We start from the raw sequence: 22,977 nt of genomic DNA on the forward strand, positions 1-22,977 counted from the left end.
GTGGATAAGTTTAGAATTGAAGGTGGCTGCCGCCTAGAGGGTGAAGTGGCTATCTCAGGGGCAAAAAATGCGGCATTGCCGATCCTATTTGCCACCCTTTTATGTGAAGAGCAAGTTACCCTGCACAATGTGCCTCAGTTGAGAGACATTGGCACTACCTGCAAGATGCTTGAGCATCTTGGCCGAGAATTAGAAGTAAAGGGCGAAACCGTAATCGTTAAAGCGGGCAAAGCAAATGACTTTGTTGCGCCTTACGAACTGGTAAAAACCATGCGTGCTTCTATCATGGCTCTTGGTCCTTTAGTGGCGCGATATGGCGAAGCCGATGTGTCGCTACCAGGTGGCTGCGCCATTGGTGCGCGTCCGGTTAACCTACATATTCATGGTTTGGAGCTTATGCAAGCCAACATGAGTGTGGAAGACGGTTATGTAAAAGCCCGTGTTAACGGTCGCCTGCAAGGTGCTCGTATCTTTATGGACATGGTCAGTGTTACCGGCACCGAAAACCTAATGATGGCTGCAGCGCTTGCTGAAGGCGAAACCATTATTGAAAACGCCGCTCGCGAACCAGAAGTAGTTGATTTAGCAGATTTCTTGAATACTTTAGGTGCCGATATTAAAGGTGCGGGTAGCGATACCATAGTTATTAATGGTGTAGAAAGCTTGCACAGCGGTGAATACAGCGTATTGCCGGATCGCATTGAAACCGGTACTTACCTAGTGGGTGCAGCGGTCACCGGCGGTAAAGTACGTTGTACTCATACCGACCCTACCTTGATGGAATCTGTACTTTCGAAGTTGGAAGAGGCGGGCGCTAAAGTTGCTAGTGGCAAGGATTGGATTGAAGTTGATATGCAAGGTTGTCAGCTTAAAGCCGTTAATGTGAAAACCGCTCCTCACCCAGCATTCCCAACCGACATGCAAGCACAGTTTACCGTGTTAAACATCGTTGCAGAAGGCACTGGGCATGTAACCGAGACCATCTTCGAGAACCGCTTTATGCATGTACCTGAGTTGATGCGTATGGGAGCTGAGATCGAGCTGGAAGGCAATACTGCGATATGTAAGCATTCAGAGCACTTAACTGGCGCGCAGGTAATGGCGACCGATTTACGCGCCTCTGCAAGCTTAGTTATTGCGGCCTTGGTGGCGGAAGGCGAAACCGTGGTCGACCGTATTTACCATATCGACCGTGGATATCAGAACATTGAAACCAAGTTTGCTCAACTTGGCGCAAAGATTACCCGCTTTAATGACCGCTCGTAGGTCTATTCGGTAGTTTTAGTTCAGTAATCTTAACGGGGAGCTCAAGTAGTTCCCCGTTTCTATATAAACGCACCATAATTTCTGAACCGGGTCGGGTCTCTGCAACTATGTCCATGGCCTGCTTGATGGACTCAATATCTGTTCCGGCAATGCTCACCAATATGTCATTTGCTTGAATTCCAGCTTCACCAGCAGGGCCGCTTGGATCTAAGCCACTCACAATTACCCCGCGGGTTTCGTTAAGCTTTAAGCGAGAGGCAAGTAGAGGCGTGATCTTTTGTCCGTCTAAGCCTAAATAACCACGCACAATGGTGCCGTCTTTAATCAGCCCTTGCATGATTTTTTTGGCTAATACATAGGGAATGGCAAAACTAATTCCATAAGTATCTGCAGCATCGTTTAGGTGGTAGGCCGAAGTATTAATTCCCACTAACTCACCGCGGGTATTTACTAAAGCACCGCCAGAGTTACCACGGTTAATCGCTGCATCGGTTTGTAGGAAGTCTTGTCGGCCAGTGGAGCTCATACCACTGCGCCCGGCTGCACTAATAATGCCTTGAGTAATGGTTTGGCCCACGTTATATGGATTACCAATGGCCAGTACTACATCACCAACCTGCGTCGCCAGTTGATCGTTCTGTGGAATAACCGGGAGATCGGGAGAGGCTTCAATCTTTAATACCGCTAAATCAGTGATCACATCGCCACCGACTAAGTCTGCATTAAACACTCGGCCATCTTGGAGGGCGATAACAATTTGATCGGAATTGGCAATTACGTGAAGGTTGGTTAATACAAAACCTTGTTTAGACATAATAACGCCAGAGCCTAAACCTTGAGACTCAAGCTGAGTGTCTACATTCACATAAGATTGCAAGAAACTGCGGGTATAGATGTTTACCACCGCTGGCGCCGCACGCCTAGACGCTTGAGCGTAACTAACTAGTGGTGTTTCAGTATAGTCATCGAGCAATTGTTTACTGTTTTCACGAAACTCCGGAAACGCAAACAAAATGCCCAGCGCTATTGCTAAGCCAAATACAGCGGGCTTGAGTAAATACTTGATTATAGCTAACAATTGTTCTTCTCCAGCTAGATTCTCAGCATAGCACGCAGATACTGGAGACAAAAGAAAAGGCGACTAATAAGTCGCCTTTATTGTTAATAAACTCAAGCTATTGAATGATTCGGTAGAGGTTCTCGTCACCACGTTGAATATTCACGGCTAGCACTTTCGGTTCGGTTTCCAACAGGGCGCGTAAGTCAGCGATACTGGTGATGCGAATCTTATTGATGCCGATAATGATATCGCCTTCTTCGAAGCCGTTAGCAAAGGCCTTGGAGTTACGCGCGATTTTGTTAACCCGCACGCCTGATATTTCAGCATCTTTACCAGTAGAGCTTAAGCTTGCTCCTTCAAGCGCAGGGTGCATAACCTTGGCATTAATGTTTTGCTCTTCTGCCTGCTGTAAGGTCACCTTAAAGTCGATGGCTTTGCCATCTCGAATTGCGCCAATCTTAATGGTTTTACCTGCGCCCATGGTGCCAATTTTGGCACGCAGTTCAGCAAAGCTCTTCACTTTTTTATCATCAACGGCAATGATGATGTCACCGGGTTCAATACCCGCTTTGTCGGCTGCTGAACCCTGCATAACTTGGTTAACAAAGGCGCCATGTTGCGAGTCGGTACCAAAGGCCTTAGCTAAATCACTGTTCAGCTCGCCACCAGTAACGCCCAGCACGCCGCGACGGACTTCGCCAAACTCGATAATTTGGTCTGCTAGGTTTCGCACCATATTACTGGGGATCGCAAAACCAATACCGATGTTGCCGCCGTTAGGCGCGATAATAGCGGTGTTAATGCCGATTAGTTCACCACGTAAGTTGATTAAGGCGCCGCCTGAGTTACCACTGTTAATTGCCGCGTCGGTTTGAATGAAGTTTTCGAGGTTTTCAATGTTTAGACCACTGCGCCCAAGTGCGCTCACAATGCCTGAGGTGACGGTTTGGCCTAAGCCAAAAGGATTACCGATAGCAACAGTAAAATCACCTACACGAAGCTCATCAGAATCTGCCAGCTTAATATCGACCAGTTCATCGGCTTCTATCTGCAACAATGCGATATCGGTATGGCGGTCACTACCCAATACTTCAGCTTCAAAAGTGCGGCCATCCTTTAGGGTGACGACAATTTCGTCAGCTTCGTGAATTACATGGTAGTTGGTGATTACGTAGCCCTTTTTCGCATCAACTACGACACCGGAACCTAAGCCTTGAAAAGGGCGCTCTTGTTCGGCGTTACCAGGATTACCTTCTGGACCGAAGAAGTACTTAAATAACTCTGGAAGTTGTTGTTGAGAAACTTTAGTACCCGCAACAGAGATATTAACCACGGCGGGGGTGGCTTGTTCAAGCACTGGGGCTAAGCTGGGAAGTTCTTCGCCACCAACAGAGAAAGGCAGGGCAGCGTGAGCTTGGAAGGTATTGATGCCAAGAAAGAGAGACAGCAATACAATGACAAATTTCTTAGTGGAAACACTCATCTAAATACCTCAATAAACACATGTCATTATAAAAAAGCAGGATCTTAATGACCCTGCTTAGTTTAAAAAGTTCAATGATTTAGCTAGCTTTACGCTGAGCTTCGGTAAATAAACCAGATGGTTGATTAGAGTAATCTTTAGGTTGAGCTTCATTTGATTCAACCGTTTCGTCTAGCTCTAATTTTTCTTGATAATCAGCAAATAGCTGCGGTTGAGCTACGTCTTCACTGATTAATGATTTTGACTGGCTGGCCATATGTTCGTATATGCCTTGGTATTGCTTAGCCATGTCTTCAAGTAGTTGAGCACTGGTTGCAAAGTGCTCTTGAACTTGCTCTTTATAGCTGTCTAATTCAGCTTTGTTTTGTTCGAGTTCTTGCTTCATATTGGCATCGCTACCAACCGGCTTTGATGCTATACGACTAAGGAAGAAGCCAATAGCGACACCAATAAGAAGAAAAATCATACTGCTAATTGCGCTCATATTATTCCTTTGTTGGTCTTGATGAACTTTCAATATACTTGAGAATGCTTTCACATGGTACTATCAATTTTCGACTAATTTTAGCGGGTTCTGGGAATAGGGAAAGGATGACTCCACAGCAACAATACGAGCAAGATCTGCAAGCTCATGATTTTATAAAAGACAATGCACAGGCATTCGCCGTTACCCAGCTGCAACGCGTATTTGAACAATTAAACGAAAAGCCCGCTCAGGCTGTTGCTCCCACTTCTTTTTTGGCTAAGTTAAAAAGTCGATTTTCTAATGCCGAAGTGCCTGGCCAACATCGTGTTCAGGGCCTTTATATGTGGGGAGGAGTAGGCCGCGGCAAAACCTACCTCATGGACACTTTTTATAATTGCTTACCCCAGCAGCGCAAAATGCGCGTGCATTTTCACCGTTTTATGCAGCGGGTGCATAACGAGCTAAAAAGCTTAACTGCCCAAACTAATCCCTTAGAGGTCGTGGCAGATCGTTTATATAAAGAGGCAGAGGTTATCTGCTTTGATGAGTTTTTTGTCTCAGACATTACCGATGCGATGATTTTAGGAACTCTGTTTGAGGCTTTATTTGAGCGTGGCGTTACCCTGATTGCAACTTCGAATATTCCGCCAGAAGATTTGTATCGCAATGGTTTACAGCGACAGCGTTTCATCCCAACCATCAAGTTGATTCAACAACATTGCCAAATCATCAATGTAGATGGTGGCAGTGATTATCGAATGCGAACCCTCAATGAGGCAGAGATTTATCATCACCCGCTAGATCAACAAGCGGAACAAAACTTGGCCCAGTATTTTTTGCAGTTGTCTAACGAACCGCGCCAAGCGCTTGGTCAGATTGAAATTAATCAGCGGATGATTAACTTTGTCAATGAGGCCGATAGCGTATTGCATGTTGAATTTAGTGAGTTATGTGAAGGGGCGAGAAGCCAGTTAGATTACATCGAGCTGGCAAGGCTCTATCACACGGTGTTGCTATCGGGTGTGGTGGCAATGAGTGCAAAAAATGATGATGCTGCCCGTCGCTTTATTGCCTTGATTGATGAGTTTTATGAGCGAAATGTCACTTTGATCATTGCTGCCGAAGTGCCGCTGGATAAGCTCTACCAAGGCGGTCGATTAAGCTTTGAATTTGAGCGTTGTTTGTCTCGTTTACAAGAGATGCAGTCTCACGAATACTTAGAAAGGGAACACTTACCTTAAATAATCGCAATTAGGGGTGGTTTTTTTTTGTACTTCCCCTATAATCTTGCCACCCCACGTTACATGTCACCGATTTGGTGATACTAACAATCCAGCTTACTCCGTATTCGAAGGGATACTATGAGTGGCTACTTTCACGTTTGTGATTATCACAAACACATGTGTAACAGTTATTTTGGGTTATATATACAAATGAAAACTTTTGTAGCCAAGCCAGACAGCGTTAAACGCGACTGGTACGTTGTAGATGCAGATGGTAAAACTCTGGGTCGTATCGCAACTGAAATCGCTTCTCGCCTACGCGGTAAGCATAAAGCTGAATATACTCCTCACGTTGATACTGGTGATTACATCATCGTAATTAACGCTGAGAAAGTAGCCGTAACAGGCAACAAAGCGAAAGGTAAAATTTACCACTCGCACACTGGTTACCCAGGTGGCTTAAAATCAATTAGCTTTGAAAAGTTAATCGAAAAAGCTCCTGAGCGTGTTATCCAGTCTGCAGTGAAAGGTATGTTGCCAAAAGGTCCTCTAGGCCGTGCAATGTTCCGTAAACTGAAAGTATTCGCTGGACCTGAGCACACTCATGCGGCTCAGCAACCACAAGTATTAGACATTTAAGTTACGGAATTTGAATAATGGCTGAGAATCAATACTACGGCACTGGCCGTCGCAAAAGCTCTACTGCTCGCGTATTTTTAAAAGCAGGTAGTGGTAACATCACTGTAAACAACCGCACTCTGGACGTTTACTTTGGCCGTGAAACTGCTCGTATGGTAGTTCGTCAACCACTTGAACTAACTGAATTGTTAGAAAAAGTTGACCTACTAGTTACCGTTAAAGGTGGTGGTACAACTGGTCAAGCTGGTGCTATCCGTCACGGTATCACTCGTGCTCTTATGGAATACGACGAAAGTCTACGTCCTGAGCTACGTAAAGCTGGTTTCGTTACCCGTGATGCGCGTAAAGTTGAGCGTAAGAAAGTTGGTCTACGTAAAGCACGTCGTCGTCCGCAATTCTCTAAACGTTAATTGCTATACACATTCGTGTTACAAAAAAGCTCGGCTATGCCGGGCTTTTCTTTATTCTAAAAGGTTAAAAACCTTGATTTCCCTTGTCAATTTGTGTGTTTTTTATTACTATTTTGTTCGCATTTACCTGCAATAATGTAGTAGCAAGTAAACGCTACCAGTAGCAGAAAAACGCTACCTTGTGCAGCATGCCGCAAGGAAAATTACAATAATTGCGCGGATCCTTACCGGAGAGACATTGGATGAGCAACGCTCCTGTCGATGCTGGCCGCCGTCGCTTCCTAACCTGGACAACAGCTGTTGTCGGTGGTGTAGGAGCAACGTTTGCCGCAGTACCTTTTATCAGTTCATGGAATCCGAGTGCCAAAGCTAAAGCAGCTGGAGCACCGGTAGAAGTGGATATTAGCAAAATAGAGCCTGGACAATTACTACGTGTTGAATGGCGTGGTAAACCTGTTTGGGTGGTTAACCGTCCTCAGTCGGTTCTCGATAACTTAGACACCATTGGTGATAGGTTACGTGACCCTGAATCTGAGGAGCCTCAGCAACCCGATTATACAGTCAACGTACATCGCTCAATTAAACCTGAGTTGTTTGTGGGTGTGGGCTTGTGTACTCACCTTGGCTGTTCACCCACTTACTTACCTGGCAGCTTTGCTGAGCAAGTACAAGGTGTTGAATATGGATTTTTCTGTCCTTGTCATGGTTCGAAGTTTGATATGGCCGGACGAGTATTCCAAAGTGTACCAGCACCACTAAACTTGGTTGTTCCTCCACATCACTATGTTGATGAAACCACCATTTTGGTCGGCTTGGACCAGGGAGAGGCATAAGATGAAGGCACTTATCGGTTGGATCGATGAACGGATCCCGTTGACCAAGACCTACAATAAACATGTGGGCCAATACCCAACACCAAAAAACTTTAACTTTTGGTATATTTTTGGCTTTATTGCCATGGTGGTATTAGTTAACCAAATCCTTACAGGTATTTGGCTAACGATGAATTACAACCCATCAGGTGATGGAGCATTTGCCTCTATTGAATACATCATGCGTGATGTGGAATATGGTTGGCTACTGCGTTACATGCATTCCACCGGGGCGTCAGCCTTCTTTGTGGTGATTTATTTGCACATGTATCGTGGCTTAATTTACGGCTCTTACCAAAAACCTCGCGAACTGATTTGGTTGTTCGGGATGTTAATCTTCTTGGTATTAATGGCCGAAGCATTCATGGGTTACTTGCTTCCTTGGGGACAAATGTCTTACTGGGGCGCGCAGGTAATTATTTCACTGTTTGGGGCTATACCGGTAATCGGTGATGACCTAACTCTGTGGATCCGTGGTGACTATGTTATCTCTGGGGCAACCCTTAACCGCTTCTTTGCTTTGCATGTTATTGCATTGCCCTTAGTGCTGGTTATGTTGGTGTTTTTACACATTGTAGCGCTGCATGAAGTTGGCTCTAACAACCCCGACGGCATCGAGATTAAAGCGAACAAAGACGAGAACGGTTGGCCGAAAGACGGCATACCTTTCCACCCTTACTTTACGGTTAAAGATTTAGCGGCCATTGTGGGCTTCTTGTTCTTCTTCTGTTGGGTGATGTTCTTCTTCCCTGAAGGTGGAGGATTTTTCCTAGAGCCACCTAACTTCGAAGCTGCTAACCCACTGAAAACACCAGAGCATATTGCGCCGGTTTGGTATTTCACTCCTTTCTATGCAATTTTGCGTGCGGTACCCGATAAGTTATTGGGTGTAGTAATGATGGGGGCGTCTATTGCGGTGTTGTTTATACTGCCGTGGCTAGACCGCTGTAAAGTGAAGTCGATTCGCTACCGCAGTACAATTCATAAGCTTAATATTGCTCAGTTTGTTATCTGTTTTGTGATTCTAGGTGTGCTTGGAGCTTTGCCTTCAACGGATTTGTTAACTTGGATCGCGCGTATAACAACAGTTGGTTACTTTGGTTATTTCCTACTGCTTTGGATTTACAGCAAAAATGAGAAAACTAAGCCAGTTCCAGAAAGGGTGACCAAATGATGAAAAATATTTTTTTAGCATTCGCGTTGCTGGTTCCTAGCTTGGCGTTTGCCGCTGGTTCTACCGTTCCTTTAGACAAAGCAAACTACGACTTAAAAGACAAAGCTTCGTTACAAAACGGCGCTAAGCTGTTTATGAACTACTGCTTTGGCTGTCATAGTGCTCAGTATCAGCGTTATAATCGAGTAGCAGAAGATTTAGGCATTCCAATCAACTTAATGGAAGAAAACTTGATTTTTACCGGGGTAAAACCAGGTGAATTGATGCAAAATGCCATTAAAGAAGATGACGCTGCTAAATGGTTTGGTGCGCCAGCTCCAGATTTAACCTTAGTAGCTCGAGTTCGTGGAGCTGATTGGGTATATACCTATTTACGTTCATTTTATGTTGATGAAACGCGTCCATTTGGGGTGAACAACAAAGTATTCCCAAGTGTTGGTATGCCACACGTATTGCAAGAGTTGCAAGGTGTACCAAACGCGGTTTATGAAACAAGAATGATTGATGGTGAAGACCAGCAAATCTACGTTGGCATCCAATCGGATGGTAGCGGTGAGATGAGCGATGATGAGTATGACCACGCTGTTTTAGACCTCGTTAACTTTTTAGTTTACTCTGCTGAACCTATTCAGCTAGAGCGTAAACGTCTTGGTTACTGGGTGCTTGGTTTCTTATTCATTTTCTTCATTATTAGTTATCTATTGAAGAAAGAATACTGGCGCGACGTACACTAAGTCTTGAGCTAGTATTTAATTATCGGCAATAGCATTTATGCTGTTGCCGTTTGTGTATTTATTTTAGATGGTTTTTGGAGGATTCAATGGCTGTAGCTGCCAACAAGCGTTCGGTAATGACGCTATACTCTGGTGCTAACGACTTATATAGTCATCAGGTACGTATCGTTTTGGCTGAGAAAGGCGTCAGCGTAGAGATTAATCAGGTTGATCCGGATAACTTACCGGAAGACTTAATTGATTTGAATCCGTACAGCTCTGTTCCAACCTTAGTTGATCGTGAATTGGTGTTGTACCAATCGCAGATCATCATGGAATATTTAGATGAGCGTTTTCCTCATCCGCCGCTAATGCCTGTTTACCCTGTGTCGCGTGGTTCAAGCCGCCTTATGATGCACCGCATCAAAAACGACTGGTACACCTTGGTTGCGCAAATTGAAAAGGGTGAAAACGCCGAAGCTGCACGTAAGCAATTAACAGAAAGCCTGTTAAGTATTGCCCCGGTTTTTGCTGAAATGCCTTACTTCATGAGTGAAGAATTTAGCCTAGTAGATTGTTACTTAGCTCCGCTACTTTGGCGCTTACCTACTTTAGGTATCGAGCTAGAAGGCGCGGGTTCTAAAGAAATTAAATCTTATATGATCCGTGTATTCGACCGTGAATCTTTCCAAGCTTCACTGACCGATTCAGAGCGTGAAATTCGCGATGGGTTCTTAGGTTAATGAGCGAAGAGATGACCCCAAATAGGCCTTATTTGCTTAAGGCTTTTTTTGATTGGTTGTTAGACAACGAGTTGACGCCACACTTGGTGGTGGATGCTACCCAAGCTAACGTGACCGTGCCTAGCCAGTTTGTCAATGATGGGCAGATTGTTCTCAACATTGCCCCCTCGGCTATTGCGGCTTTTAATATGGACTTACAGCACGTAAGTTTTAGCGCGCGTTTTGGTGGTAAGCCGTTTCAGGTCTACGTGCCTATGGCAGCTGTTGTTGCCATATATGCTCGAGAGAATGGTGCAGGTACTGTGTTTGAGCCAGAAGCTGCTTACGAGCAAGTGGAAGAGCTTGAGAGTCAGCCTGAAGAGGCTGTGGAGAAAGACGATACTCCGAAAAAGCCAACTCTCACCATCGTAAAATAAAAAAGCGCCGATAGGCGCTTTTTTGTATCTGCTTTAAAATAGCTAACTGGCTTCAATTAGCTCAAATACCTTAATTACTTTAGCCACACCGGTTTCATGGCGGGCAATGTCGATGGCTAAGCGCTCTTCTTCTGTGGTGACAAAACCAATAAGAAATACTTCACTGTCTTCGGTGATAACTTTTATCTTGCCTGGCGGGAGCTGGCTGTCTTCATAAATCTTGAATTTAATTTTGGTGGTAATCCAAGAGTCATTGCTACGTACGCCTAAAGATACTGGCTCTTTGATACGAACCTCGTTAAGTACTTGCTGTACACCATTTACGTCGCGAACAACCTTCGTAATCTGGTTAAAGTACTCTTGATTAGGCGTTTGACCTATTACCAATACTCTGCCGTTTAGTGCCACTACCGACAGTTTGCTTTCGCGCCAAATATTCTCTTCTTTACCCAGTTCGTTGAGTACCTGTAGCTCTATAGTTTGGTCATCAAATTGAGTGCCAATGGTGCGCCTGTCTGTTGCTGCACCTGCTGCCACTCCTGCACCCACTACAACTGCTCCAGCACAGGCTTGTAACAGCCCTGCTAAAACAACAATGGTGATGATACGTAACATTTTTTAATCCTCTTGTTGGGGAAACAACGTACGGTCTACTAAATCACATAAACTGTTTAATGCTAGCAAGTGTACTTCGTTTATACGCACGCTTTGCTCACCCGGCACTCTAATTTCTACGTCTTGCTCACTAAGCAAACCGGCCATCTCTCCACCGTCTTTACCGGTTAGCGCAATAATTGTCATATCACGATTTACAGCTGCCTCCATGGCTTTAATCACGTTGCGACAATTACCGGAATCTGAAATAGCCACCAGTACATCGCCTTGCTGACCTAAGGCGCGAATTTGTTTGGCGAAGATTTCGTCAAAGGAGTAATCATTAGCAATGGCAGATAATACCGAACTGTCGGTACTAAGCGCTAACGCGGGAAGGCTAGGACGTTCAGTATCAAAACGATTAACTAGATTAGCTGAAAACTGCTGAGCAAGCGCTGCACCTGCGCTATTGCCTGCAATGAGCAGTTTGTTACCGTTGAGCAACGCTTGAGCGATGATCACTGTGGCTTTTTCAATCGCATCCGGCAGTGCTTCTGCTGCGGCAATTTTAGTCTGTATGCTTTCTCTAAATATTTCTTTTATTCGTTCTTGCATGTTATTCCCCAAACGCGTTCTGAAACCATTCTAGGTAAGGTGCTTGCTCTTGAATAGCAACTACATCAAAACGCATTGCAGTATCAAATTGGTTCAAATTTTTCTGTTGTAAATAGTGTTGAGCACTAAGCAGTATGCGGTGCATCTTATGCTGGTCTACTGCAGCCGCTGCACCGCCGTGGCTTAGGCTTTTGCGGTACTTTACTTCCACAAAGACCCAAGTATCGCCTTGCTTACAAATTAGATCTATCTCGCCTCGGCGGCAGTGATAGTTCTGTTCCACTAGATGTAAACCCTGCTTGCTCAAATAGTTAGCCGCTTGCTGCTCGGCAGCTTGCCCTTTATTCAATATCTTGGCTTTGAAGCGTGTTAGCTTGAATTTCCAAGGGAACCAGTTGGCCATCTTTATATTGAGTCCAGGTTAGCTGTCTAATCACCAAGCCTTGTTGGTTAACACTTAATCTTCCGGTTAAACCACTAAGTTGGTAGTCTGAATAGCCGCGCATTTGCGCTAGTTGACTAATAAGCGAGTAGGCATCGTACCCTAATGCGTACAAACGCTTTTGCGAGTCTGATGAGCTAGGCCAAAGCTGCTGATGGCGAATAGCATTTACCGACTGCTGCTCCAATATCCATGGCATTTCGCTAATGTAGATGCCATCAAGTTCGTTTTCACTGGTCTCATCATTTTTGTCGTAGCTGCGTGAGCTAGCGTACAAGCGAGGGCTTACCGAAAATGGGCTTACCGTAACGTCAATAAAGGCTTTGATAAGCTTTGTTTCAGTGTTGTTGCCAACCAAGTAAAGCGATCTCGCGTCGCTGCGAGAGCGAACTTCTGCTTCTAAGTCTTGGCCAAGGATCTGTTTAAATTGGCTAATCCGTTGTTGGCTCGCATCGGTATGTAACAGTTTGCGCACTGCTCGTTGTAGGTCATTGCGATTAGCATAGTAAATAACATCTACTGGTGAGCTCGAATGGTTTTGCCATTCCTCAGTAAACGACTCTGCCATACGCTTGCCTAAGCTGCTTTGAGGCGCTAACAATAGTGGGTTTTGTTCTTCGCGCTGGGCCATAAATTGAGCGGCTTGCTTGGCCTCATCCTCTGGCGAGAGTGGGAAGAAAAACTGTTGCTCTTGTTTGCCAGCTTGCACATCGTTAAGAGCAAACACCGGTTGTGTAGGAGCAAGGCTTAATAGGCTACGTAGCTGTGATTTTAATAGAGGCCCTACGATGAAGTCGATTTGGTCTTGTTCAAGCTGTGGGTAAAGTGTTTCCATTGCTTGGGATTGGGTATCGTAAAACACTAACTCAGCATCACTAGCAAACTCTGTCTGGCCATCTAAGAAAGCGGATACTAAGCCGTCTTTTACTGCTAAACCGTTATTTTGGTATTTGCCACTCAAAGGCAGCAAAACTGCTACTTTTTGCGGTGCGTAAGGCGTAATGCTTAGCGCTTTTGCTAGATCTCCACCCACATAATCTAGCGCTGGGTGAGCAGGGTACTCAGTTTTCCAAGTTTGTAGCTTAGCAACCAGTTTCTCTGGAGATTGTTTAGGTTCGTTGCTTATCGCAACAATTTCTAGCCAACCATTGCGTAATTCGTTACCTGGCTGCTGAAAACTGCGCAGAGTGAATGCGGTCAGAGGTTTTAACAGCTGCCAAATAGTTTGATGGTTTGCCGCGCGATCTTCTTCTGCTAAATAACGGTCTAGCTCAATAAATGCGCCAGAGGCTGCTAAGGGATTATTTTGTTTTTGATAAATCTCACCACGGCTTTGGTAGTAAGCATACCAATAGTCGGCGGGTAGCTGCCATGCGGGGTCAAAATCTAACAAGTTTAAAGCTGGAGTGTATTTACCCTGAAGTTGTTGCGAGTAAGCACTAACTAGGCGTAAACCAGCTTCTCGCTCAACCGTATCGCGTTGTTGCTTAAGTGAGTTGATAACCGCATCACCGGCTTGGGACATGCCCTGTTGGTAGTAAGCTTTAGCGGCTAGCAGTTCCCACTCAAAAGTTTGTTCTACTGGCGCGATGCTGGCCTGATCCAAATAAAACTCGGCGTTATGCTCGGGCGCAACCGCAATTGAAGGCAGGTCGATAGCAACAATGGGTGGCTTGGTAGGGCCACTACTACAGGCTGCAAGCAAAAGCATAAGGCTTAAACTGAGATAACGTAGCGCTGAGATCAGGTTATGTTTCAAGGTTTATACCACTAGTATTGATTAGTTAGTGCATATATTAAGAGCCAAACGCTAAATAATCTACAATCGAAGTGGCGAAAGATTGAGGCAAGTGAGGCTTTTGATTAAAGTAGAGGCCGTTTTCTTCAGAGGTGAGTATATGTCAGCCGTCGGTACCCTATATATTGTGGCCACTCCAATTGGCAATTTAGCAGATATTACACTGCGTGCTATTCAAGTGCTTAAGGATGTGTCGATGATTGCAGCAGAAGACACTCGCAACACTGGTCGCTTATTGAGTCATTATGAAATCGGCACCCGTTGTGTGGCAGTGCACGACCATAACGAGCAACAAAAAATCGCCTGGTTAGAGCAACAAGTATTAGCGGGTAATGATATCGCCTTGGTATCTGATGCTGGAACTCCATTGATTAATGACCCCGGCTATCATCTAGTTAACGCATTTCGCGCGAAAGCTTATCCAGTAGTGCCCTTACCTGGCGCATGTGCGGCAATTGCTGCTTTGTCGGTGGCAGGCCTACCGACTGACCGATTTTTGTATGAAGGTTTTCTACCGGCTAAAACCAAAGCACGCCAAGAGCGCTTAAACCTGCTTCGTCAAGAAACTCGCACGGTGGTGTATTACGAGTCGCCGCATCGGATACTTGATAGTTTAGCCGACATGGTTAGCTGCTTGGGTGAAGAGCGCCAAGTGGTTCTTGCACGTGAGCTGACTAAAACCTTTGAAACCATTCAATCCTTGCCTGTTGGGGAGCTGCTTGCTTGGGTTAAAGCAGATCCAAATCAACAAAAAGGTGAAATGGTGCTGATTGTAGCCGGCTACCAAAAAGACACCGAACAGTTGCCTGTGGATGCCTTGGATACGCTTAAACTATTACAAAGTGAACTGCCGTTGAAGAAGGCCGCTGCGCTTACCGCAAAAATCTACGGTTTGAAGAAAAACGCCCTGTACGATTATGCGCTAAAGCACGGCGAATAAGCGCTATTCTTGCTGATAATTGTTTGCTATAGTCCGCCACCGGAGTTGGCTAGACAATCGCCGCTTCGTCGTTGTGTGCTCTTTCGAGAGTGGCAGACGGGCGAAGGGGAGGAAAGTCCGGGCTCTATAGGGTAGGGTGCCAGGTAACGCCTGGGGGGCGCGAGCCCACGACAAGTGCAGCAGAGAGAAGACCGCCGATGGCTCCTTGGAGCACAGGTAAGGCTGAAAGGGTGCGGTAAGAGCGCACCGCGCGTCTGGTAACAGTATGCGGCGAGGTAAACTCCACCCGGAGCAAGGCCAAATAGGCCCCCTTAAGGCGCGACCCGCGTTGGGGGCGGGTAGGCTGCTTGAGCCATTGAGCGATTAATGGCCTAGACGAATGATTGTTCACGACAAAACCCGGCTTATCGGCCAACTCCCTTCTTTATTGAGGCCCTGTTGATTATCAACAGGGCCTTTTCAATTTTAAGAGCAAACCTTACTCACCTTACTTTTAGACCTTCGAAAGCGGCAACCTTCTAAATAAAAGTGACAATAAATTTAAATTAATTTTTAGCCCAAAATGGCGTGGCTGCTTTGTTTATCAAGTCTTTAGCCATTTCTTTATTTGGCTTGGTGGAATTTTGTTCATTTTCTTGCTCAAGGTCGCTTGCAAAGGGCGAGACTCGTCCTTAAACTTAGTGAATTGTGGGATAAAGTGGATCATAGTGGATCTGTTTGCCCGACAACTGAATTAATTAGGGATAAATGGGGAATTAACACTGATGTTACGCGGCGCTAGCTCAATCAACTTAGACGCGAAGGGACGCATGACCATGCCGACCCGCTATCGCGAATGGTTGATGGAAGAGTGTCACGGTCAATTGGTGTGCACCATTGATATCAATCATCGCTGCTTATTGCTTTACCCATTAGCCGAATGGGAAGAAATAGAGCGTAAACTCAAGCGTTTATCGAGCATGAACCCTGCAGAACGTCGCTTGCAGCGTTTGCTATTGGGTTACGCCGATGATTGCGAGATGGACAAAAATGGTCGTTTGTTAATTCCGCCTCCTTTGCGTCAACACGCAAGTTTGGAGAAAAAAATAATGCTGGTTGGCCAGCTCAATAAATTTGAGTTGTGGTCAGAAGAGCAGTGGCAGCAACAAATTGCTGCAGATATAGCCCTAGAAGAGGATGTTGATATGTTAACCGATAACCTAAAAGATTTTTCGCTTTAGTATGAGTACTGAATTTGTTCATACCTCGGTACTACTGCAAGAGTGTATCGATGGCTTAGCCATTAAAGAAGATGGTATTTACGTAGACGGCACTTTTGGCAGAGGTGGGCACAGTCGCGCTATTTTGCAGCAGCTTGGCCCCAACGGTCGATTGGTCGCTATTGACCGAGACCCTAGAGCTATTGAAGCCGCCAAACAATTTGCCGACGATCCGCGCTTTCAAATCGTGCATGGTCCCTTTTCTGGTATCGAACAATATATTAGCGAACTAGGTCTGGCGAAAAAAATTGATGGTGTGCTACTCGACCTAGGGGTTTCTTCTCCGCAACTTGATGATGCCGAGCGCGGATTTAGCTTTTTGCGTGATGGTCCTTTAGATATGCGGATGGATACTTCACAAGGCCAAACCGCTGCACAGTGGTTAACCCACGCCGCTGAAGAAGATATTGCTTGGGTTATTAAAACCTTTGGTGAAGAAAAATTTGGCAAGCGCATTGCCCACGGCATTGTGAATGCCCGTGAAGAGACTCCGCTCACCAGTACTTTGCAACTGGCCAAAATCATTGATGAAGCCTGCCCAGTGAAAGATAAATACAAACACCCAGCTACGCGCAGTTTTCAGGCTATCCGTATTTACATTAACAGTGAGCTGGATGAGATAGACACCGCATTGCTAGGGGCAATGAACAGCTTGGCAACCGATGGCCGCTTGGCGGTGATTAGTTTTCATTCTTTAGAAGACCGCATGGTTAAGCGTTTTATTCGCAAGCAAGAAAAGGGCGAGCAATTTCCAAGAGGCTTGCCCTTGACCGAAGAGCAGCTAGCCCGTGGTCGCTATTTAAAAAGCATTGGCCGTGCGATTAAACCTAGTGCTGCAGAGATTGAAGTGAACCCGCGCTCACGTAGTTCGGTATTGCGGGTAGCAAAACGTTTGTAATGGACGAGGTTAGCCGCCAGCCCAATTTATTACGGGCGATTTTGAAAGATGTTTGGCGCAACAAACAGCACTTTTTGTTGTTAGTTGCTGCAGTGGTCTCGGCATTTTGTGTGGTGTGGACAACACACCATACTCGAATGTTTGTCGAGCAGAGAGAGTCGTTAATGATGAGTCGTGATGCGCTCAATGTTGAATGGCGACACTTATTAATAGAACAAAACGCATTGGCAGAACATAGCCGCGTAGAGAGCATAGCTAAAAAGCGTTTAGATATGCACCGACCCAAAATTAAAGAGCAAGTGGTAATCACACAATAATGAATGCGAAGGCAAATAAACAAGGACTGTTCATCCACTGGCGCTTTGTGCTAGTGATGGCAGTGGTTTGCCTAGTATTTACCGCATTGGTGAGTCGTGCCGCTTATATTCAAGTGATAGCGCCTGACAAGCTCATTTATGAAGGTGATTTGCGCTCAATTCGCACCAAAACGGGTTATGCAGAGCGTGGAGTTATTACCGACCGTTTAGGCAATGAGTTAGCCGTGAGTGTGCCAGTGCGCGCCATTTGGGCTGATCCTAAACATGTTGCAGACCAAAACAGCCTAGATAATCGTGAAGCTTGGGCTGCCCTAGCCAAAGTATTGGAAACTGACGTAGATAGCTTGCAGCAGCGTGTGAGTAATCCTAAGCGTCGCTTTGTTTATTTGCAGCGACAAGTTAGCGCAGCTGTAGCCGACTATGTTACTAAACTCAAAATTAGAGGTGTTTATTTAAAACCTGAGTCACGTCGTTTTTATCCTACGGGCGAAGTAAGTGCTCACCTTGTTGGTTTTACCAATATTGATGACCACGGCTTAGAAGGCATTGAGCGCAGTTACGACGATTGGCTAACCGGCGAGCCAGGTAAACGCAAAGTGCGTAAAGACCGCTTAGGCCGAGTGGTAGAAGATTTGGCGGTGATTCATCAAGCCAAGCAAGCGCAAAACATTTCCTTAAGTATTGACCAACGTATTCAAGCTATCGCTTATCGCGAGCTTAAAAAAGCCGTTGCCGAGACTAAAGCCACTTCTGGCAGTGTTGTGGTGCTCGATATCGATACAGGCGAAGTATTAGCGATGGCCAATAGCCCATCGTTTAATCCAAATAACCGCAACGAATTCCAAAGCTACCGTTATCGCAATCGCGCGATTACCGACAGCTACGAGCCCGGTTCTACGGTTAAACCCTTATCGGTGATTGCTGCACTAGAAGGCGACCACATCCGCTCAAACAGTATGATTAATACCAGCCCTGGTTGGATGCAAATAGGTGGACGTAGGGTTCGTGATTCTCGTAACTACGGTGAAATAAGTTTAACCAAAGTGATTCAAAAATCGAGTAACGTTGCCACTAGCCAACTAGCGCTTAAAGTGGGCGTAGAGGGAATGTTAGATACCTTCTACGACGTAGGCTTTGGTAACGATGCTGGCTTAGGGCTAGTGGGCGAATCTGGTGGTCAAATGCCACAGCGCCGCCGTTGGTCTGACTTTGAACTAGCTACCTTGTCTTTTGGTTATGGCTTAATGGTAACCCCTCTGCAACTGGCTCAAGCCTACGCTACCATGGGCTCTGGCGGGGTATTCAGGCCAACATCCATCATTAAATTGCAACAGCCAGCGACAGGTGAGCGGGTGTTTGAGCAAAACAAAGCACAAGCCGTGTTAGAAATGATGGAGTCGGTAATTCAAGATGGCGGCACTGGCCAAAAAGCAGCGGTGCCAGGGTACCGCGTAGCGGGTAAAACTGGCACCAGTCGTAAAGCAGTGCGCGGTGGTTATGGCGATGATTACGTTGCTATTTTTGCTGGCGTAGCACCAGTTAGTGATCCCAAATTAGCGATAGCAGTATTTGTTAACGAGCCGCAAACCGACCGTTATTACGGTGGTGATGTTGCCGCTCCGGTATTTTCAAAAGTAATGCAAGGCGGATTACAGTATTTGAATGTTGCTCCAGATGATAAAACCAGCCAAGTGGTTCAGCTAGATGGAGGCAATAATGGTGAAACCTAGTTTGTCTGCATTGCTGGCTAAGTTTTCAGTAACGGTAGCCCCAGATATTAGTTTTAATCACCTTTCTCTAAACAGCAGAGAGATAGAGCAGGGTGACATATTTATTGCAGTGAAAGGTCATCAAGTTGATGGTCGTAATTATATTGATTCAGCAATTGATGCTGGCGCGGTAGCAGTACTTGCTGATGCCGATGATGAGAAATCTCACGGTCAGATTGTGTGGCACAAGCAAGTTGCCTGCATTTACTTTTGGCGCCTAAATCAGCAGCTCTCTCAACTAGCATCGGCTGCGTATTTCCCAAGCGGAAACCCTCTCACCTTAGTGGGAGTGACCGGTACTAATGGTAAAAGCACAGTTACTCACCTAATTGCTAATTTAGCAAAGTTAAGTGGAATTCGTGCAGCGGTGATGGGCACTTTAGGTAATGGAGAGCCGGGTAGGCTTGTTGCAAGTGAAAACACCACAGCCGATGCCATTACCATTCAGCGCCAACTCAGTGAGATGCACCAGCATGGCTTTGAATTGGTTGCCATGGAAGTGTCATCACATGGCCTAGTGCAGCAACGAGTAGCAAGTGTGCCATTTAAAGTCGCCATTTTTACTAACCTTAGTCGCGACCACCTAGATTACCACGGCAGCATGGCCGAGTATGGCCGCGCCAAACAAGCGCTATTTAACTGGCCAAGTTTGGAGTGCCGTTTAATCAATGCCGATGATGGATTTGGTAAACAACTATTGCAGCACTACCCAAGTGCCCAGTCTTTATCTTTGGAAGATAGCACTGCCGATTGGCAGATCGCTAATCTGCAATTCAGCGAGTTAGGCGCGAGTGGTTACTTGTTTAGCCCACAAGCAAGGCATGAAAAAGTCAGCTTTCAAAGTCCGCTATTAGGCCGATTCAATGCCGACAACCTATTAAGCGCAATTGCTTGCTTGCAGTTCCTCGGTGTTAAGTTGGAGAATTTGCTTTCGCTATTGTCTAGTCTTAGCGCGGTTCCCGGTCGAATGGAGTTGTTCACTGGTAAACGCTCGGTGGTTGTTGATTACGCCCATACGCCTGATGCTTTAGAAAAAGCCTTAACCGCCCTGCGCCAACATTGCGCTGGTGAGCTTATTTGTATTTTTGGTTGCGGTGGCGACCGAGATAAAGGGAAGCGTCCGATAATGGCAGAAGTTGCTGAACGTTTGGCCGATCAAGTTATCGTGACCGATGACAACCCGCGCTTTGAAGATCCTAAGGCTATTGTCGGTGACGTATTGCTTGGTTTTAACCAAGCAGCAGCGGTAAGCATTATTCATGATCGCAGCGAGGCGATTGAGCATGCCCTTAGCCATTCTAGCCATAAAGACATTATTTTGGTGGCGGGTAAAGGCCACGAAAGCTATCAAATTATAGGTGCTGAAGTACGAGACTACGATGAGCGCGCGGTAGTGAAGCAGTTACTGGAGGCATCCGCATGATTGCCTTAAGTCTTAATGAACTCATTAAAGCCTTAGATGCTCAGCTAGTGGGTGACGATCTTATTATCGAGTCAGTTAGTACCGATACCCGTGAGCAAATGCAGCAAGCTCTGTTCGTTGCTTTAGTTGGCGAGCGATTTGACGCGCATAACTACGCGCAGCAGGCTATTGAGCAAGGGGCGGCCGCTTTATTGGTTTCGAAAAAGCTAGCGGTAGAAGTGCCGCAGTTAGTGGTTAAAGATACCCGAGTAGCGCTTGGGCAGCTAGCTAGTTATCTGCGTAACAAGCTGGCTCTAAATTGTTGCGCGATTACCGGTAGCAATGGCAAAACCACCGTGAAGGAAATGACCACGGCGATTTTGTCGCAAGGTTTTGAAGTATTAGCCACCCAAGGTAACTTCAACAATGACATTGGTGTGCCTTTGTCTTTGTTGCGTGCTAACGAGAAACATCAGCTCGGAGTATTGGAGCTAGGCGCTAATCACATTGGTGAAATCGCTTATACGGTGAGCTTGGTTAAACCTAAGGTTGCCTTAATTAACAACGTCTCAGCTGCTCATATAGAAGGCTTTGGTTCTCAAGACGGCGTGCTCAAGGCGAAGTCTGAATTATTCGCAGAGTTAGGGCACGAACAGCTAGCGCTATGCGAGTACCAATCAAACTACCAAGACTATTTAGATGATGCAGCTAGCCCCGCTAAAATTGAGCATTTCTCCTTAGACAATGTAAATGCTGATTATTACGCCAGCAACATAGAAGCTTTAGGTTTAAAGGGTAGCAGCTTTACTTTGCACACTCCAAAAGGAGACTGTGCCGCGCAAGTCAATTTGGCGGGTGAGCACAATGTTAAAAATGCAGTGGCTGCAGCGGCTCTTGCCTTAAATATGGGCGCTTCACTTGAGCAGGTAAAACAAGGTTTGGCTCAATTGGATAAAGTGCCTGGTCGGGTAAATCTGCAGTCGCTAAACGACTCGGTTAGCTTAATCGATGATAGCTACAACGCCAATCCAGCTTCCTTTAATGCGGCAATCAATATACTGGCCAATTTTGAAGGTAAGCGCTTCCTTATCGCTGGCGCCATGGGAGAGATGGGGCAGCAAACAAAACAGGTTCATAAAGACTTGGTTAAGCGGGCACTTGACAGCGACATCGGCTTGTATTCTTATGGCGCGTCTTTTGACGAAGTGCTCGCTGAGTTGGGCCAGTCTTCGCTTGGTTTTGACAACCATGAAGCACTTTCTCAGCAGCTTATTACAGCCTTAGAACAGCAACATGAGCCATGCCTTTTGTTGGTTAAAGGGTCGCGTTCGACTCGCATGGAACAGGTTGTTCAACAGTTACAGCAATATTATAAAAAGGGTTCGGAATGTTAGTTTGGTTAGCGGAATATCTGCAGCAATACTTTAGTGGATTTTCGCTATTTGGGTATTTAACCTTTAGAGCAATTGTCAGCATATTAACCGCCTTAGTCTTCGGACTATGGATGGGGCCTAAGCTTATTCGTCGTTTACAGTTGTTACAAATTGGTCAAACCGTGCGTAACGATGGTCCAGAGTCGCATTTAAGTAAATCTGGCACGCCTACCATGGGCGGTGTATTGATTATCGCCTCGGTGTTTTTGTCTACTTTATTGTGGGCCCGTTTAGACAACCCTTATGTATGGGTAATGTTATTTGTATTTGGTAGTTATGGCGCTATCGGTTTTGTTGATGATTACCGCAAGGTGATTCGCAAAGATCCAGCTGGTTTGATTGCCCGCTGGAAGTACTTTTGGCAATCAGTGGTAGCGCTAATTGTAGCCGTTTACTTATTCTGGAGCTCAGACTCAGCTGCGCAAACCCAGTTGGTGTTGCCATTTATCAAAGATATTATGCCACAATTAGGTTGGCTGTTTATTCCGCTAACTTATTTAGTGATTGTAGGAAGCAGCAATGCAGTAAACCTTACCGATGGTTTAGATGGTTTAGCCATTATGCCAAGCGTGATGGTGGCATCCGCTTTTGCTTTAGTCGCCTACCTTACTGGCCATGTGAATTTCTCAAGTTACTTGTTTATCCCTTATATCCCAGAAGCTAGCGAACTCGTTGTGGTGTGCACCGCCATGGTGGGAGCGGGCTTAGCTTTTCTTTGGTTCAATACCTATCCAGCTCAAGTATTTATGGGCGATGTGGGTTCCTTAGCGCTAGGCGCGGCCTTAGGTGCCGTTGCTGTATTGGTACGTCAAGAGTTGCTGCTAGTGATTATGGGCGGTGTATTTGTAATGGAAACTGTGTCGGTAATCCTGCAAGTAGGCTCTTACAAATTACGCGGGCAGAGAATTTTCCGTATGGCGCCTATTCATCACCACTACGAGCTTAAAGGTTGGCCTGAGCCACGAGTGATTGTGCGCTTTTGGATTATTTCGTTAATTTTAGTTTTGATTGGCCTAGCAACCCTCAAGGTGCGCTAAGCAAGTAG

The 22,977-nt window shown here is 45.8% G+C and carries 24 protein-coding genes and 1 other RNA gene; 18 read left to right on the plus strand and 7 right to left on the minus strand.

Features of this window, described 5'->3' with window-relative positions; all coding sequences use genetic code 11:
- Nucleotides 1-1,266 (plus strand): UDP-N-acetylglucosamine 1-carboxyvinyltransferase, encoded by a 1,266-nt coding sequence (gene murA / locus G6R11_RS19595; RefSeq protein ID WP_163134727.1) that lies wholly within the window; start codon nt 1-3, stop codon nt 1,264-1,266.
- On the opposite strand, the gene degS is transcribed toward murA, so the two are convergent.
- The 3 genes from degS to G6R11_RS19610 form a co-directional block, all read right to left on the minus strand.
- The gene (gene degS, locus G6R11_RS19600; RefSeq protein WP_163134728.1) at nt 1,250-2,344 is read right to left on the minus strand and encodes an outer membrane-stress sensor serine endopeptidase DegS; all 1,095 of its coding nucleotides are present in this window, start codon (nt 2,342-2,344) and stop codon (nt 1,250-1,252) included. The genes murA and degS overlap by 17 nt on opposite strands.
- Nucleotides 2,345-2,441: 97 nt before the next feature.
- Nucleotides 2,442-3,809, minus strand: coding sequence for a Do family serine endopeptidase (locus G6R11_RS19605; RefSeq protein WP_163134729.1), 1,368 nt, complete (start codon nt 3,807-3,809; stop codon nt 2,442-2,444).
- Nucleotides 3,810-3,888: 79 nt separating this feature from the next.
- Entirely contained in the window at nt 3,889-4,293 is a 405-nt protein-coding gene (locus G6R11_RS19610) for a YhcB family protein (protein WP_152780623.1), read from the minus strand.
- A gap of 107 nt (nt 4,294-4,400) precedes the next feature.
- On the opposite strand from G6R11_RS19610, the gene zapE reads away from it, so the two are divergent.
- From zapE to G6R11_RS19650, 8 genes are all read left to right on the plus strand, one after another.
- Nucleotides 4,401-5,516 (plus strand): cell division protein ZapE, encoded by a 1,116-nt coding sequence (gene zapE, locus G6R11_RS19615; protein ID WP_163134730.1) that lies wholly within the window; start codon nt 4,401-4,403, stop codon nt 5,514-5,516.
- Nucleotides 5,517-5,708: 192 nt separating this feature from the next.
- The gene (rplM, locus tag G6R11_RS19620) at nt 5,709-6,137 is read left to right on the plus strand and encodes a 50S ribosomal protein L13 (protein WP_016400761.1); all 429 of its coding nucleotides are present in this window, start codon (nt 5,709-5,711) and stop codon (nt 6,135-6,137) included.
- Nucleotides 6,138-6,154: 17 nt separating this feature from the next.
- Nucleotides 6,155-6,547, plus strand: coding sequence for a 30S ribosomal protein S9 (rpsI, locus tag G6R11_RS19625; protein WP_040306930.1), 393 nt, complete (start codon nt 6,155-6,157; stop codon nt 6,545-6,547).
- A gap of 242 nt (nt 6,548-6,789) precedes the next feature.
- Nucleotides 6,790-7,380, plus strand: a complete 591-nt coding sequence (gene petA / locus G6R11_RS19630) for a ubiquinol-cytochrome c reductase iron-sulfur subunit (RefSeq protein ID WP_163134731.1) — start codon at nt 6,790-6,792, stop codon at nt 7,378-7,380.
- A 1-nt stretch (nt 7,381) separates the two neighbouring features.
- Nucleotides 7,382-8,593, plus strand: a complete 1,212-nt coding sequence (locus G6R11_RS19635) for a cytochrome bc complex cytochrome b subunit (protein ID WP_163134732.1) — start codon at nt 7,382-7,384, stop codon at nt 8,591-8,593.
- Nucleotides 8,593-9,327 carry a cytochrome c1 gene (locus G6R11_RS19640; RefSeq protein ID WP_205472976.1) on the plus strand — a complete coding sequence of 245 codons (735 nt, stop codon included), beginning with the start codon at nt 8,593-8,595 and terminating at the stop codon, nt 9,325-9,327. Before G6R11_RS19635 ends, G6R11_RS19640 begins: the two co-directional genes overlap by 1 nt.
- Before the next feature lie 86 nt (nt 9,328-9,413).
- Nucleotides 9,414-10,049 (plus strand): stringent starvation protein SspA, encoded by a 636-nt coding sequence (sspA, locus tag G6R11_RS19645; protein WP_163134734.1) that lies wholly within the window; start codon nt 9,414-9,416, stop codon nt 10,047-10,049.
- 11 nt (nt 10,050-10,060) lie between these two features.
- Nucleotides 10,061-10,465, plus strand: a complete 405-nt coding sequence (locus G6R11_RS19650; protein ID WP_163134735.1) for a ClpXP protease specificity-enhancing factor — start codon at nt 10,061-10,063, stop codon at nt 10,463-10,465.
- Between the two features lie 42 nt (nt 10,466-10,507).
- On the opposite strand, the gene dolP is transcribed toward G6R11_RS19650, so the two are convergent.
- From dolP to G6R11_RS19670, 4 genes are read right to left on the minus strand one after another with little or no spacing between them, the layout of a single operon-like run.
- Nucleotides 10,508-11,080, minus strand: coding sequence for a division/outer membrane stress-associated lipid-binding lipoprotein (dolP, locus tag G6R11_RS19655; RefSeq protein ID WP_163134736.1), 573 nt, complete (start codon nt 11,078-11,080; stop codon nt 10,508-10,510).
- Nucleotides 11,081-11,083: 3 nt separating this feature from the next.
- Nucleotides 11,084-11,674 carry an SIS domain-containing protein gene (locus G6R11_RS19660; protein WP_163134737.1) on the minus strand — a complete coding sequence of 197 codons (591 nt, stop codon included), beginning with the start codon at nt 11,672-11,674 and terminating at the stop codon, nt 11,084-11,086.
- 1 nt (nt 11,675) lies between these two features.
- Nucleotides 11,676-12,023 carry a YraN family protein gene (locus tag G6R11_RS19665; RefSeq protein ID WP_240352509.1) on the minus strand — a complete coding sequence of 116 codons (348 nt, stop codon included), beginning with the start codon at nt 12,021-12,023 and terminating at the stop codon, nt 11,676-11,678.
- Nucleotides 12,016-13,875: a penicillin-binding protein activator gene (locus tag G6R11_RS19670; RefSeq protein ID WP_163134739.1), complete on the minus strand. Its 1,860-nt coding sequence runs from the start codon at nt 13,873-13,875 to the stop codon at nt 12,016-12,018. The genes G6R11_RS19665 and G6R11_RS19670 overlap by 8 nt, the downstream gene beginning before the upstream one ends.
- A 139-nt stretch (nt 13,876-14,014) precedes the next feature.
- On the opposite strand from G6R11_RS19670, the gene rsmI reads away from it, so the two are divergent.
- From rsmI to mraY, 9 genes are all read left to right on the plus strand, one after another.
- Entirely contained in the window at nt 14,015-14,854 is an 840-nt protein-coding gene (gene rsmI, locus G6R11_RS19675; RefSeq protein WP_163134740.1) for a 16S rRNA (cytidine(1402)-2'-O)-methyltransferase, read from the plus strand.
- 41 nt (nt 14,855-14,895) lie between these two features.
- Nucleotides 14,896-15,277: RNase P RNA component class A (gene rnpB, locus G6R11_RS19680), an RNA gene on the plus strand.
- 341 nt (nt 15,278-15,618) lie between these two features.
- On the plus strand, nt 15,619-16,074 hold the full coding sequence (gene mraZ, locus G6R11_RS19685) for a division/cell wall cluster transcriptional repressor MraZ (RefSeq protein WP_016400774.1): 456 nt from the start codon (nt 15,619-15,621) through the stop codon (nt 16,072-16,074).
- A 1-nt stretch (nt 16,075) separates the two neighbouring features.
- A complete protein-coding gene (gene rsmH, locus G6R11_RS19690; RefSeq protein WP_163134741.1) occupies nt 16,076-17,011 on the plus strand; it encodes a 16S rRNA (cytosine(1402)-N(4))-methyltransferase RsmH in 936 nt (311 codons plus the stop codon).
- A complete protein-coding gene (gene ftsL, locus G6R11_RS19695) occupies nt 17,011-17,328 on the plus strand; it encodes a cell division protein FtsL (RefSeq protein ID WP_163134742.1) in 318 nt (105 codons plus the stop codon). The genes rsmH and ftsL overlap by 1 nt, the downstream gene beginning before the upstream one ends.
- On the plus strand, nt 17,328-19,058 hold the full coding sequence (locus G6R11_RS19700; protein WP_163134743.1) for a penicillin-binding transpeptidase domain-containing protein: 1,731 nt from the start codon (nt 17,328-17,330) through the stop codon (nt 19,056-19,058). Before ftsL ends, G6R11_RS19700 begins: the two co-directional genes overlap by 1 nt.
- Complete coding sequence (gene murE / locus G6R11_RS19705) at nt 19,045-20,520, plus strand: UDP-N-acetylmuramoyl-L-alanyl-D-glutamate--2,6-diaminopimelate ligase (protein ID WP_163134744.1); 1,476 nt, start codon at nt 19,045-19,047, stop codon at nt 20,518-20,520. The genes G6R11_RS19700 and murE overlap by 14 nt, the downstream gene beginning before the upstream one ends.
- Nucleotides 20,517-21,893, plus strand: a complete 1,377-nt coding sequence (murF, locus tag G6R11_RS19710; protein ID WP_163134745.1) for a UDP-N-acetylmuramoyl-tripeptide--D-alanyl-D-alanine ligase — start codon at nt 20,517-20,519, stop codon at nt 21,891-21,893. The genes murE and murF overlap by 4 nt, the downstream gene beginning before the upstream one ends.
- Nucleotides 21,887-22,969, plus strand: coding sequence for a phospho-N-acetylmuramoyl-pentapeptide-transferase (mraY, locus tag G6R11_RS19715; protein WP_163134746.1), 1,083 nt, complete (start codon nt 21,887-21,889; stop codon nt 22,967-22,969). The genes murF and mraY overlap by 7 nt, the downstream gene beginning before the upstream one ends.
- Nucleotides 22,970-22,977: the final 8 nt, after the last annotated feature.

This window comes from Agarivorans sp. Alg241-V36 (genome assembly GCF_900537085.1).
Taxonomy (GTDB): Bacteria; Pseudomonadota; Gammaproteobacteria; order Enterobacterales; family Celerinatantimonadaceae; genus Agarivorans.